This window comes from Microbacterium sp. NIBRBAC000506063 (assembly GCF_017968845.1).
GTDB lineage: Bacteria > Actinomycetota > Actinomycetes > Actinomycetales > Microbacteriaceae > Microbacterium.
Genome location: NZ_CP072876.1, coordinates 1269658 through 1283977 on the forward strand (window position 1 = coordinate 1269658; position 14320 = coordinate 1283977).

Consider the following 14320-nt stretch of genomic DNA (forward strand, 5'->3'; position numbering starts at 1 on the left):
GCGGCGACGCGCTTGCGGCGGCATTCTCCGCCGAATCCGCGCAACTTCGTCTCCATGTGGCACGGGCTCCCGGGCGCGCGCGAAGGTGGTCGACGCAGAAGTGCTCACCGGACCGAGGCATCGAGCCGATCAGCCGGAATCGGAGTGGGAGTCGCCCCGTACCCGCGACGACGGCTGGACGCTCCACGCCGGCGTCGATCGCACGACGGGCACGGCGACCGTCTCCGGCGTTCCGGTGGCGGTGCCGCGGTTCGCCGAGATCGTCGCCGAGGTCCAGCGGATCTTCAGCAGGCGAGAGGCCCGCTTCACTTTCATCGCCGTCGACGTGTCGATCGGTGAGGGCGGCTTCGTCGTGCGTGCGATCGACGCCTATCCGCGGTATCCGGTCGGGCGCCTCTTCGACGCGGAAGCAGCTCGCTTCCTGAAACGGCTCTTGATCGAGCGCGCCCCGAGCGCGAGCTGCGCGCGGCCGCGCGGTCGCTGCGCAGGCGTGTCGGCGCGAAGGGCGGGCGACTCACGCGTCGCGTCCACGCGTTCCACCTGCGCGCAGCGGGCTTCATCGGCCGCACGGCGCGCTCGTGGGCCCTGCTCGTCAAGGAGAGCCGAGTCCTGGAGGAGCAGTTCTCGGATGCCGAGCGTACGCGTGCCCAGGAATGGGGCTTCACGCCGTCGCTCGTGGAGAACTTCGGCATCACGGAGGGCAACCGCGATCAGTTCATCTCGGTGCGGGACTACCTGTACGCGCAGCCGATGAACGGAAAGTACGCGAAGTGGGTGCGCGACCGCGTCTCCGCGCTCATGGTCTTCACGCCCTTCGCCCAGCACTTCGACGCCGTCCACTATCAGGTGTTCCAGGTGGATCGCGGCCTGCGGATCGTGCCGATCTCGGAGCAGGCGCGCCGGGCAGGTGCCTCGATGGAAGGCATCGTCGCGGTCGCCGCCGATCGCGGGGCCCTGACTGTCACCCGCACGACGTGGCAGTCAGAGGACGCCGCGAAGATCACGGTCGCCGGCGACAAGCTCGCGATCGGTCGCGTCACGGTGAACGCGGGGTACGTCCGCGAGCTGCTCATCGCACTTGCGCGGCGGCGCTCACATGTGCTGCGGGAGGCGCCGCCGGAGGCAGGGCGCGACGATGCGCAGATCACCGTCATCATGATGAACCCGGACGGGGCGCGGCCGGCCGTCGCCGAAGCCTTCATCACCCTCGGTCATCTGCCGTCCGACGACCCCTCCCTTCCCCGCTGCCGCTGGTCGCTCGGATCGACCGCGAGACCGGTGCCTATTCCGGCGCGCGCACGCTCGTCGACGGCAGGCTGCGTACGCTGACGTACGACCCGGAGAGCGGAGAGGAGTTCACGGGTGAGGTGCCCGGTTGGGGCGAGGCCGTCGGGCTCCTCCGCCGGATGGGGGCGTTCGCGCCGCAGCTGCAGTTCGTGCAGTATCAGCTGCATATCGGAGAGGGTGGAATCCGGATCACCGACGTCGCCGCCGACCCCGAGTACAGCGCGCTCTTCCCCTTCTCCGCGCACACCGTGACGTTCCTCCGCGAGCTCATCGAGCAGCAGCGCGGTCGCAGCTATCGCTTCTCGACCCGGGTCGCCAAGGGTCTGCACAACACCAAGCTCAAGATCCGGCGCGAGTTCGCCAGGGCGTTCTACCCGAAGGGACTGCTGCCCTACCAGTCGGTCCGCTGGCCCGGTGACATCCGCCGCGACCTCTTCCAGCGCAACGGCGTCCCGCTGCGCACGAAGTTCTGGGCGTACAAGCGAGGGTTCCTCTCGTACCGGGTGCCGCAGTACGGCATCACGCCCGAGAACGTGGGCGAGTTCATCTCCGACTTCGAGTACCGCTGGCTGCGTCACATCAACGTCCGCTACAAGTACTGGCTCGAAGACAAGGTGAGCATCAAGTACGTGGCATCCGACTTCAACGAGTACCTGCCCGGGTACTACTTCTACACGGCGCGCAGCGGCGGACGGAACCACGTCGTCCCCATGATGGACTGCCCGGAGGGCTACGGCGCGGAGTTCACCGATGTGCTGCGTCTGGCGCGGGAGAAGGGGCGCCTCGCGCTCAAGCCCGATGAGGGGTCTCACGGAGAGGGCTTCTACCGGCTCGCCTGGGACGACGGGGTCTACTCGCTCAATGGCGAGCCCGTGGACGAAGAGACCGTGATCGGTGTGCTTGAGAACCCCGACAATCAGTACCTGGTGACCGAGTTCATCGAGATGCACCCCACGTTCGCCGAGATCTATCCGCACTCGGTGAACACGATCCGCATGGTCGTCTTCAAGAAGGACGGCGTGACCCCGCAGCTGGGCAACTGCTACCTGCGGATCGGGTCGGAGGCATCCGGTTTCGTCGACAACACGGCGGCCGGCGGCATGCTCGCCGAGATCGATGCGGAGACAGGGCACTTCGGCAACGCGAAGATGCTCATGAACGGGCGCGTCGTCTCGCAGCCGACCCACCCCGACACGGGGATCCTCATCGACGGCGTTGTGCCCCACTGGGAGGACGTGAAGACGCAGATCCTGAAGATGGCCGAGAGCTTCTCACAACTCGAGTACCTGGGCTTCGATGTGGCGATCACCGAAGACGGCTTCAAGCTGCCCGAGATCAACCGTTTCCCGGACTTCCCCCGCATCGACAGGCTCACCCCGGAGACGATCGACTACCTGCTGCACAAGCTCGCGCAGAAGAAGAGGCAGTACGGGTACGACCGGCATCGTCCGCGCCGGCTCGTATCGTTGCCGAAGCGGGCCGCCGGATGAGTCGCGTCTCCTTCGCGCTGCTGCGCGGCGCGCTCGCCGCCGTCTACGCCGTCCTCAAGGTGTTCACCAGGGTCGACCCGCGCAAGGTCGTGTTCCTGAGCCGGCGGATGGACGATGTGCCGCCCGACTTCGCGATGCTCATCGAGGAACTGCGGCGCAGGAATCCTCGGGTGAACGTGGCGACGATGGCGGTGCTCGTCAAGGGAGACAGGAGCGAGACCGGTCGCTTCGCCCCGTGCTGATGCGCAGCCTGTACCACCTCGCGACCGCGAAGGTGTGCGTGCTGGACTCCTACTGGCCGGCGGTGTCGATGCTGCGGCATCGCGACAGCCTGGTCGTCTACCAGATCTGGCACTCGCTCGGGAAGATCAAGCAGACCGGCATGCAGTCGCTCGGACGGGAGCAGGGCCGGGCGGCGGAGCTCGCACACGGGATGCGGATGCACGAGGGCTACGACTATGTGGTCGCCGGCGCCGAGGTGTGGAACCCGCAGTACTGCGCCTCGTTCGGCGTGGAGCCGGCGCAGCTGCTGAACTTCGGCCTGCCGCGGGCGGACTACCTGTTCCACAATCGCGGGAAGATCGCCGAGAGGGTGCTGGCGCGCTACCCCGAGCTCGCCGAGAAGCCGGTCGTGCTCTACGTGCCCACGTTCCGCCGCGGCTTCTCCGCCGACGGCGCCCGCAAGCTCGCGGCGGCGCTCGATCTCGACCGCTTCACCCTCGTGGTCAAGAAGCACCCCAGTGACACCCTGGCCATGCCCGAGCAGCCTCACCTGGTGTGCCCGGAGTTCAGCGGCACAGAGCTGCTGACGGTCGCCGAGTACGTCATCACCGACTACTCGTCGATCGCGCTGGAGGCGGCGCTGATCGACGCGAAGACCTACTATTTCCTCTACGACTACGAGCGGTACATGTCAGGCAACGGCATCAACATCGATCTGGAAACGGAGATGCCCCACTGCGTTTTCCGCGATGCCGACGACCTGCAGGCCGCGCTCACGAAGGAGTACCCGATGGCCGAGCTGCGCCGATACCGCGACACGTTCGTGCTTCCCGACCCCGGCCACTCCACCGCCGACCTGGTCGACCACATCTTCGAGGCGGGTGGGCTGTGCACCCGCTGATCAGACGCGCCGTCAAGAAGGCGAAGCTGGCCTATCTGTGGGTCACCCGCATCCTGCTCTCCCCGAACCGCTTCAAGGTCGGGTTCTTCACGAGGATCAGGTTCGCAGTCTTCGGCGGCTTCATGGCCGACCAGGTCGCCCTGTACGACCTGAAGAAGAACCCCGCAACACCAAGGAGTACCTGTCGGAGTTCGACTGGTACCGCTCCCGGTGGATCAACGAGCCCTTCGACCCGATGCTGAACAACAAGGTCGTCTGCAACGAGATCCTGCAGCACCACATCTCGGTGCCGCCGATCGTCTTCATCAAGAACAAGGGACGCATGGTCGTCTACGGTGACCCCGCGCCGGTCCCTCGGTGTCGCACGCGATCCCGCTCCTGCAGAAGGCCGGCTCGCTGTTCATGAAGCCGATCGGTGCTGGGCGCGGCAAGGGCGTCTCGCGATTGGATGCCGCCGACGGCGCGTTCTGGATCGACAGCAGGCCGGCATCCGAGGAGGAGGTCGTCGCACTGCTCTCCCGGGAAGACGGATGGTTCCTGTCGGAGACCGTCGCGCAGCATCCGGATCTGGCGAGGATCTACGAGCACACGACCAACACGATCCGGATCATCACGATGCGGCACGCGACGGAGGACCCGCGCATCTTCTTCGCGGTGCTGCGGATCGGCACGGCCGACACGATCCCCGTCGACAACGGCAGCCGCGGCGGCCTCGTCGCGCACATCGACCTCGAGTCCGGCATGCTCAGTGAGGCGCGCACGCTCTGGTCGCATCAGGTGTTCACCGAGCACCCCGACTCCGGGCACGCGATCCTGGGCTCGGTCGTCCCCGGATGGGACGAGGTCAAGCGGCAGGTGCTGACGGCCGCCGATGCGATCCCCTATGTGCAGTTCATCGCCTGGGACATCCTCGTCACCGAGGACGGCCCGTGCGTGATCGAGGCGAACACCTCCACCGGACCGAACATCATCCAGTTGTGGGGCCGCAGCGCAATGGCGAGCTGGGCGACTTCTACCGCGAGCACGGAGTGATCCGCTGAGCATGCGCTACGTGATCATGGCCAATGGCCACGGCACCCGCTGGGGCGGGCACAGTGGCATCCCCAAGCACCTCATCGAGTTCGAGGGCGAGACGCTGCTGCGACGCATCACGCGTCAGGTGCAGACGATGGATCCGGGCGCCGAGGTCGTGATCTCGGCCAGCAATCCGGAGTATGAGACCGAGGGCGCTCGCCGGCACGCGCCCTCGTGAACGAGCTGGAGCTCGACCGCTTCGCGCCCGAGCTCTTCGTCGACGGCGTCTGCTTCCTCTACGGCGACACCCTGTACAGCGACGAGGCCATGCGGCATATTCTCGCGACACCGGTGGGCGACCTGGACTTCTTCGGCGACGAGCGCGGCATCGTCGCCGTGCGCGCCGGCGACGCAGAGGTGCTGAGGACGCACTTCGATCGCGTGCGCCGGCTCTACCTCGCCGGTGAGATCGCCGCGTGCAAGGGTGGCAGCTCTACCAGTCGTATGAAGGACTGCCGTTCGACCACATCGAGCTCGGCGAGCGGTTCCAAATACTCGATGAGCTGACGGTCGGGTTCAACACCCCGGCGGAGTATGAGGCGTTCGAGGGGAACAACCGACAGAACGGTGAAAAGGCGTCCGGCGAGGTCGACGATTGAGGAACGAGGAGGGGATCGGTATGGCTGAATCCTCGAAAGGAAAAGGCGTGGACTCACTGGTCACGAGCGTGCGACGGAAGGTGGGCGCGGTCATCCGCGGGTGGACGGGGGATCCTCACGAGGACAACTCCTCATCGAACGCGGGTTCCGCTTCGAGGTGACATCCGACGGGGCAGAGGTGCTCGGCTACGTCGGGGAAGGAGTGAACCTGGTGGTTCCGTCCTTCGTGGGCGATGCTCCTGTCGTGGCGATTCGGCAGTCCGCGTTCGAGGGTCGACCACGATCCGCTCGATCGTCATCTCAGACGACGTGACGAAGATCGGCTCTCGCGCTTTCGCATCATGCGAACAGTTGAAGTCCGTGACGCTTCCCGAGTCGTTGGTGGTCCTTGGCAGCTACGCGTTCGCCGGCTGCACGGCCTTGACTGACATCGAGCTTCCGGACAGACTCGAGGTCCTGAACAAAGGAACCTTCGAGGGCACCACCGTTCTTGAAGAGGTCGGCCTTCCCTACGGGCTCCGCCGTATAGGGATGGAGTGTTTCAAGGACTGCACATCTTTGACGACTCTCTACTACTTCTCGAAACGCGGTATCAGCGATGTGATGACCACCGATCGGGATCTGCGCGAAGACGTGCTCCCGACGCTTGTCGACTACATCGGCGTGGGTGCTTTCGAGAACTGCGCCGTCCTCACACGCATGGACGTGCCGTATGGAGTCACCAGCATCGCAGCGCGCGCCTTCGCCGGCTGCTCTTCACTGCGGCACGTCGCGCTTCACAATCGCGTGAGAGAGATCGGAAAGGGGCGTTCCGCGGCTGTCTTGCGCTCGACAGCCTCCGCCTTTCTGGGCGCTGCGAGGCCATCGGCGAAGGCGCCTTCCCCGCCGAGACGGAGATCATCACAGAGGAGAAGTCCAAGGCGGCAGCCGTTCTCCGGGAGAGCGGACAGAAGTGGCGACCGCCAGCGGCAGAGGGCGACCGCCTGGTCAGCCGCATGATGCCCGCTGATCCCTCGGAGCCTCACCGGCGCTTCTACACGGATGCTGAGATGACCGCCGTCATCGAGCGCTTTGAGACTCGGGAGCCGTCATTCCCGGTGCGGAGCGAACGCCTCGCAGCCGAGACCGGCGTCATCCCACGCTCCCGATTCGATTCAGACGGAAATGTCTATCGGGGAGGGGCGTCTGCAGCCGGCAGCGCGCGACTCATGATCGTCGGCGACCTGATGGCGCGTTTCCGGCAGCAGGCGGCGGCGTCCGCCACTCCGGGGTTCTCCTTCGACTTCAGCTTCGATCACGTCCGCGCGCTCTTCGCGGAGGGCGACTTCGTCATGGGCAACCTCGAGACGGCAGTCAGCCCTTCGGTCCCCTACACCCTGGAAGCGGAACACATCAATGCGCGTCCGCATCTGAACAGTCCGATCTCCTTCCTGTCAGCGCTCCGCCGAGCGGGATTCGATGCGGTGACCAACGCGCAGAACCATGTCTACGACGCTGGCACCCGAGGTGTCCTCGAGACCCTTGACGCGGCGAACCAGTGCCAGCTCCTGCACACGGGGCATATGCCTCCGCGGAGGACGACCGATTTCTTGTCATCGACCTCGGAGGAATCCGGGTCGGTGTCGTCGCCTATCTCGACAGCGCCCGTCAGATGATGAAGAAGGCGAATTTCACGCGTGCCGGCAGGCAAACAATGTTCCCCTACTTCGATCCGGATCGTGTCTCTGCCGATATCGCCGCGGCGCGGGCAGCGGGTGCCGAGTTCGTCATCGCATGCTGTCACTGGGGCGGGAGTACACCCCGGAGATCACCGAGCGGCAGCGGGGGTTCGCGCAGGTCGTCGTCGATGCGGGTGCCGACTACATCGTCGGAGCGCACTCGCACTGCATCCAGCCGTACGAGGTGCTGAAGAGCGCAGACGGGCGAGATGTCCCCTGCCTCTGGTCTGCGGGGAACTTCATCTCGGACATCAACCTGAAGCCGCCGATCACTCGCGACACATTGATCCTCGACCTCAGGCTAGAGCGTGACGCGGAGGGTCGCGTGGTCCTGGCCTCTGAGACATACCATCCCTGCCGGATCATGAACATGCGTTCCGGGCCCGAGCAGCGCAACTATGCCGTGGTCCCTGCTTCGGCGAATCTCAGGAGCAACGAGCTGAAGGTGGCTCTCCGAGACGCCCGAGAGCGTATAACGCGTGTTGTCGGTCCTGGCATCCGGCCTTCAGACGACGCGGCCGAATAGGGGATAGACGACCTTCGGTCCGAACTTGCCGGCACCGGCGGCCTTGAACAGCACGCTGTCGCCCGGCCTGATCGAATCCCGGACGCCGCGGACGAGCTTGGTCGTGCTGGAAAAGTGCTCCGCGTTCAAACCATGCTCCATTGCCACTCTCGCTGTGTGGGCAGCTCCCGCACCTGTGCAGAGGAGCAGATCGATCGGCAGTTCAGCGATCTTCGCTCCCACGAGCTCGTGATTCTCACGGATCTTGTCGCCCTGTTCGCCCATGTCCCCATGACGACCACACGGCGTCCGCCGGGTTGCACCGGGAGTTCGCAGAGCGTCTCCAGCGCGCTGACGAGCGAGAGGACATTCGAGTTGTAGGTGTCGATGAGAAGTGAGTACCCGCCTACCTCGACGACATTCTGTCGAGTCTTCGAAACACGGTAGCGCGAAAGTCCGGCCACGATCTTGTGAACGGGAACTCCCGCCTGGTGTGCCGCTGCAAACGCCGCCAGCGCATTGCTCACATTGTGCATCCCGCCGAAGCCCAGGCTCGCGTCGATGGACCCGCCAGGATAGTGCACCTCGAAGTCGATGCCGTCGGGGGTAGTCCGGATCGAATGCGCAGAGTAGTCGTTGGCATCGTCGTTCAGACCGTATCGGATGCTGCGGACGGGCGGCGTCCATGCGCGCAGGTGCTGATTGTCGTTGTTGACGATCACGACACCGTCCGGAGAGAGCCCGGCGATGACCTGGGTGACTTCGTCCACGACGTTGGAGATCGATCCGAGCTGATTGAGGTGCCCTTCTCCGACTTCCGTGATGATAGCGATGTCCGGCTGGATGAGTTGGGAGATTCGACGGGCAGAACCGGGGCTGCCCTCGTGGACCTCCTGGATATAGGCGTCGTCCTTATCCGTGAGCTTCTGCAGGACCATTGACACGGTCAGGCTGGTGTTGTTGTTTCCCTCCACATGCAGCGTGCGGCAGTGGCGATCGAACACCGATCCCAGCAGATCCTTGGTGGTGGTCTTTCCGACTGTGCCTGTCACTGCCAGCGTCAACGGCGAGTAGCGACCCCGGATCTCCTGCATCAGAGTACTGCGCGCCGCCCACGCGTCCTGTACCACAACGCACGGCAGCGCCTCGTGTGGTGCTTCGGATATCACCATCAGCGCTCCTGCCGCGACCGCGTCCTCGATGGTGATCTGATCGGCGTCGGCGGTGGCGCCGCGGTAGTGGCCGAGTACCGCAATGCAGCCGGGGATCAGGTCTCCTCGGCGACTGATGATGCCAGTAGTCGGCTCATCCGGAACATAGCCCGGGCTCGTACTTGCGGAGAGACTCGTGCCGAGGATGCGGGTCACCTCTGAGGGAGTCAGGTCGGCAAGATATGGGGGAGCGACGTACGTCCTGCGAGCCGGGTCGAGCGCGATGTCCGTCCCGAACTCTCGGGCAAGCCTCTCCTGGGATTCGGAGATCCGCTGAGAGTCCGCCTCGGGAGCGTAGTACTCGTGTGCGGGGGAGGCGAAGGGGAGTACGCCATGTCCTGGATTCACTCTGTTGATGGGGATGGCCGAGTCCGACACTTCGATCTCACCGTCGACCCTCGTCCTGATCGTGACTCTCAGTGCCACGGAGAGCGTGCCATCCGGAGCTCCGTCGCCGGCGACCGTCCCGAGTGACGTCGCGATGGGGACTCGCCGTCCGTCTCTGCTCTCGTATGTCGCATACTCGCTCGGCGCGGCTGACGACGTGCAGATCACATAGTCGACCCCGCAGTCGGCCATGCGCTTCGCTGCGGCCAGGCGTGCGGCGCTGTCGTTCTCGCCGTCGTCGTCTGCAGAGCAGTCAAGGTATCCGAGGACAAACTGCGTCCCTGATGAGCGCAGTCGGGCGACATCCTCCTGGATCTGGTCCTCGTCGAAGATGTTCAGCAGCTCTCTTGCACCTGAGGGTGTGATCTTTTCGCGCACGCCGTGGACTGCAAGGGCAGAGGAGATCACGGCGATCCTGATGCCGTTCACGTCGAAGACGGGTGACCGTCGCAACCCCAGGCCGCTCGGCACGAGGGAACGATCGGTGAGCGCCGACTCTGTGGCGAGGATGCCACGCACACCGGCACCGAGGTTGAAGCGGTTCGCGAGTGCCAGACAGTCGAATCCGCTGTCACGGATCGCATCGAGATACTCCACTCGAGCATTCGAGTAAAGGGATTGGCGCGCCGTAGCGATCGCTGTCGGGTACATCTCTGCCGCAAGAGTACCCAGGCTTCCGACGTTGAGATCGCCAGCCTGCAGCAGCGATCGTAGCTGTGCGAGCGCGGGATGGAACTGGTAAGTTCCCCGACGTTGGCGGCTTGTTCGAACGCCAGGTCATAGTCAAGCGTGCCGAAGCACATGAGTACGGCCTCAAGACGGGCATTATCTTTGGTGCGCGTCCAACTGCCCGAGATCTCGTCGTAGTGAAAAGTGTTGCGCCCCGTATCGTCGCTGCTTGATCCCGGACGCTGCAGAGCAAAGGTCGGTTCTTCCTTTGAGTACCGGTCGATCATCACCTCAAGCGGGGGGTCCGTGTTCACTACAACGGGTGATTCTGGCCGGGGCTTCTTCTTCCAGATGCGCACCTGTTCACAGTATCCGCAGGCTCTAAGGATCGCTGTGAAGCAGGCCCGCGCCAGACGGGATGCTCTGAACTGGGCGCCACATCCGACGAGGGGACGAGTTCCTACCCGACGATCTCCAGTGTGGTCGACTCCACGCGCCCGACCTGCGCGCGCGGGCTGATTGCGAGGCAGTCGAACACTGCCGCTGCGCGAGCGTCTCCTTCGAAAGTCACAACCGCGCGCTCGAGCGTCGAGTCGATATCTATGATCCGTACATCGACGGTCCGCGCTGCTTCCTTCAGGTGGGACTGGTATGAAGACCCTGGAAACGTCCCACGAGCGCTGAAACGATAGCGCCCTTCGGCGCGGTACTCGGACAACTTCGCCCCGAGTGCGGCCGCATTGTGCTCGACGTACAGCTTCGCCACCGGGCGCGGTGGTCCATAAGTCGGAAAGCTGTGTGAGGCGATCCCCGGAGAGCTGTTGATCTCGCAGATGTTCACGCTCTGTTGATCGGCGGGGAAGCGATGATCGTCCATGAGGATGTCGATGCCGACGAGTTCCATGGTGGGGAGAACCTGTTTTGCCCGCACAGCCAGTTCCTTGATGGACTTGTGTGTCTCGTCGGTGACCTCGATGTTGTCGCCTCCAGCGCTGAGGTTGGCCGCGCTTCGCAGATACACTTTCTCGCCTGCTGCAGGAACGTCATCCAGGCTCTTGCCGATGCTCGCGAGATGATTCCTGAGGAGGTTGTCCTTCTTGACGAGTCGGCTCGTACCGAGCGGGCTGCGGGTCGTGAGATCGTTCTTCCGGTCGATGAGTCGGTCGATGGAGGAACGACCATCGCCGATGACGTTCGCGGCATCCCGTCGCCACACACCGATGACTTCGTCTTTGAGGACGAGGAAACGATAGTCCTCGCCGGGTACGTGCTTCTCTATCAGAAAGCCGTTCGGCGAGTCGATCTCCTGAATCGCGAGCTTAAGCTGGTCATCGCTGGCGATGTTGGCCGTCACACCCCGCCCGCCCGAACCCTTCAGTGGCTTGATGACGACAGGCCAGCCGTGTTGTTCGACGAATCGCGCGGCGGACTTGTGGCCGCGCTGCGGCAACCGAAGCCCAGGGCGGTGGGAATCTCGTGTGCACGAAGCAGCGCCTTGCAGACCGCCTTGTCCGCGCAGAACTCACCTCCAACCATCGATGAAAGCGTGCTGGCGGCACGTCGGAAGCCCATGAGGTGCCCCTCAGGATCCTGTGCTGTGAACAAAGTGGTCGAGAATCGCGTCACCGAGAGTCCATAAGCGAGCGCCTCAGTCTCGATCAGCGCGCTCTGCAAAGGCTCCTTGCTCAGGTTCTTGAGCGGGCTGTCGCCGTAGTCGTTTGCAATCATCGGTGCATGCTCAGCCGGCGATCGCATCGGCTCAGACTTTGTCTGCGCAGGAACCGCGAGCAGCCGTGTTTCCGCTTGGGGATCACGCAGCCCATCAATGCGGATCTGCGCGTATTGATCGCCCATCGCGTCGGCAATGCGTCTCAAGTCTTCGCGCGCGCGTACGGAACTGTACCCGAGTGCTCCCTCAAGCAGGAGCTCACACGGTACAACGGACACCGAGCCGCCATGGTTGTCGCGCTCGACGATCCGGCACGGCACGTACCCGTCACCCTTGATGATGACGTTCCCATCCTCGGAGCGAGTAAGGGTGAGCGTTCCGATGAAGGTGTCCTGCGTGATCGGTCGTTTCCGCTGGATGTCAGAGAGGAAGTTCCCACCCGAGTAGACGACGGGGACGCGACGTCCGTCGCTCGACTGAAGCACTGTGTAGCGCTGAGGGCAGTGCGAGTGGGAGCCGAAGACGTAATCTGCACCGGCCTCGACCAGCATCGTCGCGTAATCTGCCTGGACGGAGGAGATCTCGTCCGTGTATTCCTTGCCCCAGTGAGCGCAGGCGACCACGAACTCGGCCCCGGAGTTTCGTGCTGCAGTGATGTCTGCCCGGATCTCCTCCTCATCGAAGGGGCTTGCCATGGCGCTGAGACCGACGGAAGTGAAGTTGAGTTGTTTCATTCGCTGCCGCGCCGGATCGAGATACGCGACGATTGCGATCCTCATCCCCTTGAGCTCGAAAAGCAGGTACCTACGCTCCTGAGCGCTGGCGCGAAGGCCACCATGAATGAGGTTCGCTCGGTTCAGCGCATCCAGCGTCTGGAGAATGCCCTTGGTGCCGGTGTCGTACATGTGATTCTGTGCGTTGGTGACAGCATCGAAACCTGCATCCCGTACAGCCGAAAGGAAAGCAGGCGGCGCATTGAGGTTCGGCCGATCATCGACGTACAGCTGCTCGTGCATGTATGGGTAGGCAGAGGCGATCATTGACTCGAGATTCCCGACCGCGAGATCAACGTCGGAGAGGATCGGCTTTACGAACTCGAAGCCTGGTCGGAAATCGAAGCTCCCATCACTCAGCGCTTTGCGCTGCTGCCTGAACCCGCACATGATGTCACCGACCATGGCGATCGTGACATCGCTGTCCTCGTCGGAGGCTTGCTCAGCGCGGTATGCGCCATCCGCGAATCGGAAACGAGGAGTGGGCGCCGCGAATGTGTCGGCAGTGTGCTCGTCGCGCACGGCTTCGGCAGTGGGCGGACGGACCTCGTATAGGTCGAGCAGCCCTTCGAGCATTTCGCGGTCGTCGAGGACATCAGCAACAGTGAGACCTCCGTCGGCGCCCAGATGCGAGCCGATCGGTTCGGCCGGTAGCTTGCCATGCCGGACGGGGTTGCCGTTGTTCCTCGCGAACTGGTGTGCGTAGGTGTCTTCCGCGCAGACGATCAAGGTCTGCGACCGGAGTGCTTCTTCACCGATGCTCTCCACAGAGGCAGGCAGATGCAGGCGGTGAAGCGACTCACAGCCTCGGAACGCTCGCGTATCGATTCTCGAAAGAGACGAATGCAGCCACACAGTGTGAAGAGAGGTGCAACCGTCGAAGACCGAAGCGTTGATCCGGGTGACTCTGTGGGGAATGACAACGGTGCGCAACGCGGTACAGCCTTCGAACGCTGCTTCACCGATGGACTTGAGCGCGATCGGAAACGACGATTCCACGATGCTCCGCACCACCCTGGCATCGTCCTTCGGGCCAGTCCTGACGAAATGTGGCAACTCTTCGAGCGACACGCAACCAGCGAACGCCCGTGGCCCGATCCGAGTCAAGGAAAACGGGAGGCGGGCGATCCGCAGCGCGACGCAACCGCTGAAGGCACGGGCACTGATCGTCCGCAGATCCGCGGGCAGGTTCACGCGCTTCAGCGCCGTGCACCCGCTGAACGCTTCAACCCCGAGGCTCTCCACGGAGGGCGGGATCTCGATCGCAGTAAGGCGGGTGTCCCCTCTGAAGGCGCGACGGCCTATTGATACGACGGGCCTGCCTGCAACGAACGGCGGAACCTTCACTTTGGCATCATCTGTCGTCCTGCTGAGGAGGACGGCGTTGTGCCGACGGATCCTGAACCGCAGCCCGTCTACGGTGACCCAGAGACTGAACCGGTGCGGGAGCGGGCCAGCTGGCGCAGTCGCGGGCGCCGCAGAGTTCGAGGAAGCGGGCGGTCGCTTGATCCTGCGCTTGATCTTTCCGGCCGCGCGACGGGCCTTGCGGAGGAGGGGTTGTGGTCAGTCATCCAGCAGCTTCCGTGGAGTTTGGTCGGCTTCAGCTTACTTGCGCCGCATCAGAAGAGAATCGTTCGTGGGTGATGTCCAGACGCCTGAACTCGCCGACATCCACGACCGTACGGCGGCGAGAAGGCGCTCCTCGACTTCGGGGTAGAGAAGACGCGAGGGCCCACGCTCTGGTCATGTTGTGTGGGCGGAGCCGCCTCACCCCACCCGCGTCGACTTGACCGGCAGGATCAGCAGCAGGCCGAT

General features: G+C 64.0%; 15 protein-coding genes and 2 pseudogenes. 11 read left to right on the plus strand and 6 right to left on the minus strand.

The genetic code is table 11. From position 1 onward, the window contains the following. Positions 1–129: 129 nt before the first annotated feature. The gene (locus KAE78_RS07350) at positions 130–309 is read right to left on the minus strand and encodes a hypothetical protein (protein ID WP_223172328.1); all 180 of its coding nucleotides are present in this window, start codon (positions 307–309) and stop codon (positions 130–132) included. A gap of 366 nt (positions 310–675) precedes the next feature. On the opposite strand from KAE78_RS07350, the gene KAE78_RS07355 reads away from it, so the two are divergent. The 11 genes and pseudogenes from KAE78_RS07355 (at position 676) to KAE78_RS19545 (ending at position 7817) form a co-directional block, all read left to right on the plus strand. After that, positions 676–1329 (plus strand): hypothetical protein, encoded by a 654-nt coding sequence (locus tag KAE78_RS07355; RefSeq protein ID WP_223172329.1) that lies wholly within the window; start codon positions 676–678, stop codon positions 1327–1329. A gap of 38 nt (positions 1330–1367) precedes the next feature. Then, positions 1368–2777: a sugar-transfer associated ATP-grasp domain-containing protein gene (locus KAE78_RS07360; protein WP_223172330.1), complete on the plus strand. Its 1410-nt coding sequence runs from the start codon at positions 1368–1370 to the stop codon at positions 2775–2777. Next, positions 2774–3019, plus strand: a complete 246-nt coding sequence (locus tag KAE78_RS07365) for a hypothetical protein (protein WP_223172331.1) — start codon at positions 2774–2776, stop codon at positions 3017–3019. Before KAE78_RS07360 ends, KAE78_RS07365 begins: the two co-directional genes overlap by 4 nt. Further along, positions 3019–3900, plus strand: a complete 882-nt coding sequence (locus KAE78_RS07370) for a CDP-glycerol glycerophosphotransferase family protein (RefSeq protein WP_262927845.1) — start codon at positions 3019–3021, stop codon at positions 3898–3900. The genes KAE78_RS07365 and KAE78_RS07370 overlap by 1 nt, the downstream gene beginning before the upstream one ends. Continuing rightward, positions 3888–4142 (plus strand): hypothetical protein, encoded by a 255-nt coding sequence (locus KAE78_RS07375; RefSeq protein ID WP_223172333.1) that lies wholly within the window; start codon positions 3888–3890, stop codon positions 4140–4142. The genes KAE78_RS07370 and KAE78_RS07375 overlap by 13 nt, the downstream gene beginning before the upstream one ends. After that, a complete protein-coding gene (locus KAE78_RS07380; RefSeq protein ID WP_223172334.1) occupies positions 4136–4306 on the plus strand; it encodes a hypothetical protein in 171 nt (56 codons plus the stop codon). Before KAE78_RS07375 ends, KAE78_RS07380 begins: the two co-directional genes overlap by 7 nt. After that, complete coding sequence (locus tag KAE78_RS07385) at positions 4258–4932, plus strand: sugar-transfer associated ATP-grasp domain-containing protein (RefSeq protein ID WP_223172335.1); 675 nt, start codon at positions 4258–4260, stop codon at positions 4930–4932. The genes KAE78_RS07380 and KAE78_RS07385 overlap by 49 nt, the downstream gene beginning before the upstream one ends. A gap of 10 nt (positions 4933–4942) precedes the next feature. After that, positions 4943–5152, plus strand: a complete 210-nt coding sequence (locus tag KAE78_RS07390; protein ID WP_223172337.1) for an NTP transferase domain-containing protein — start codon at positions 4943–4945, stop codon at positions 5150–5152. Further along, positions 5149–5481, plus strand: a complete 333-nt coding sequence (locus KAE78_RS07395) for a hypothetical protein (protein WP_223172338.1) — start codon at positions 5149–5151, stop codon at positions 5479–5481. Before KAE78_RS07390 ends, KAE78_RS07395 begins: the two co-directional genes overlap by 4 nt. A gap of 401 nt (positions 5482–5882) precedes the next feature. After that, positions 5883–6572, plus strand: a complete 690-nt coding sequence (locus KAE78_RS07400; protein ID WP_262927807.1) for a leucine-rich repeat domain-containing protein — start codon at positions 5883–5885, stop codon at positions 6570–6572. A gap of 227 nt (positions 6573–6799) precedes the next feature. Further along, a pseudogene (locus KAE78_RS19545) lies at positions 6800–7817 on the plus strand (CapA family protein). On the opposite strand, the gene KAE78_RS19550 reads toward KAE78_RS19545, so the two are convergent. The 5 genes and pseudogenes from KAE78_RS19550 to KAE78_RS07430 form a co-directional block, all read right to left on the minus strand. Then, positions 7797–8039 carry a hypothetical protein gene (locus KAE78_RS19550; protein WP_411156003.1) on the minus strand — a complete coding sequence of 81 codons (243 nt, stop codon included), beginning with the start codon at positions 8037–8039 and terminating at the stop codon, positions 7797–7799. The pseudogene KAE78_RS19545 and the gene KAE78_RS19550 overlap by 21 nt on opposite strands. Next, positions 7943–9163 (minus strand): Mur ligase family protein, encoded by a 1221-nt coding sequence (locus tag KAE78_RS07415; protein ID WP_223172340.1) that lies wholly within the window; start codon positions 9161–9163, stop codon positions 7943–7945. The genes KAE78_RS19550 and KAE78_RS07415 overlap by 97 nt, the downstream gene beginning before the upstream one ends. A gap of 369 nt (positions 9164–9532) precedes the next feature. After that, a pseudogene (locus KAE78_RS19555) lies at positions 9533–10099 on the minus strand (CapA family protein); the annotation flags it as partial. A 424-nt stretch (positions 10100–10523) separates the two neighbouring features. Further along, entirely contained in the window at positions 10524–11513 is a 990-nt protein-coding gene (locus KAE78_RS07425; protein WP_223172557.1) for a hypothetical protein, read from the minus strand. Beyond that, positions 11438–13852 carry a CapA family protein gene (locus KAE78_RS07430; protein ID WP_223172341.1) on the minus strand — a complete coding sequence of 805 codons (2415 nt, stop codon included), beginning with the start codon at positions 13850–13852 and terminating at the stop codon, positions 11438–11440. Before KAE78_RS07430 ends, KAE78_RS07425 begins: the two co-directional genes overlap by 76 nt. Positions 13853–14320 lie beyond the last annotated feature (468 nt).

Excerpts from the sequence above, each read along its gene's own strand:
- KAE78_RS07365 (WP_223172331.1), top strand. The coding sequence starts at position 2,774 with ATGAGTCGCGTCTCCTTCGCGCTGCTGCGCGGCGCGCTCGCCGCCGTC.
- KAE78_RS07370 (WP_262927845.1), top strand. The coding sequence starts at position 3,019 with ATGCGCAGCCTGTACCACCTCGCGACCGCGAAGGTGTGCGTGCTGGAC.
- KAE78_RS07390 (WP_223172337.1), top strand. The coding sequence starts at position 4,943 with ATGCGCTACGTGATCATGGCCAATGGCCACGGCACCCGCTGGGGCGGG.
- KAE78_RS07380 (WP_223172334.1), top strand. The coding sequence starts at position 4,136 with ATGCTGAACAACAAGGTCGTCTGCAACGAGATCCTGCAGCACCACATC.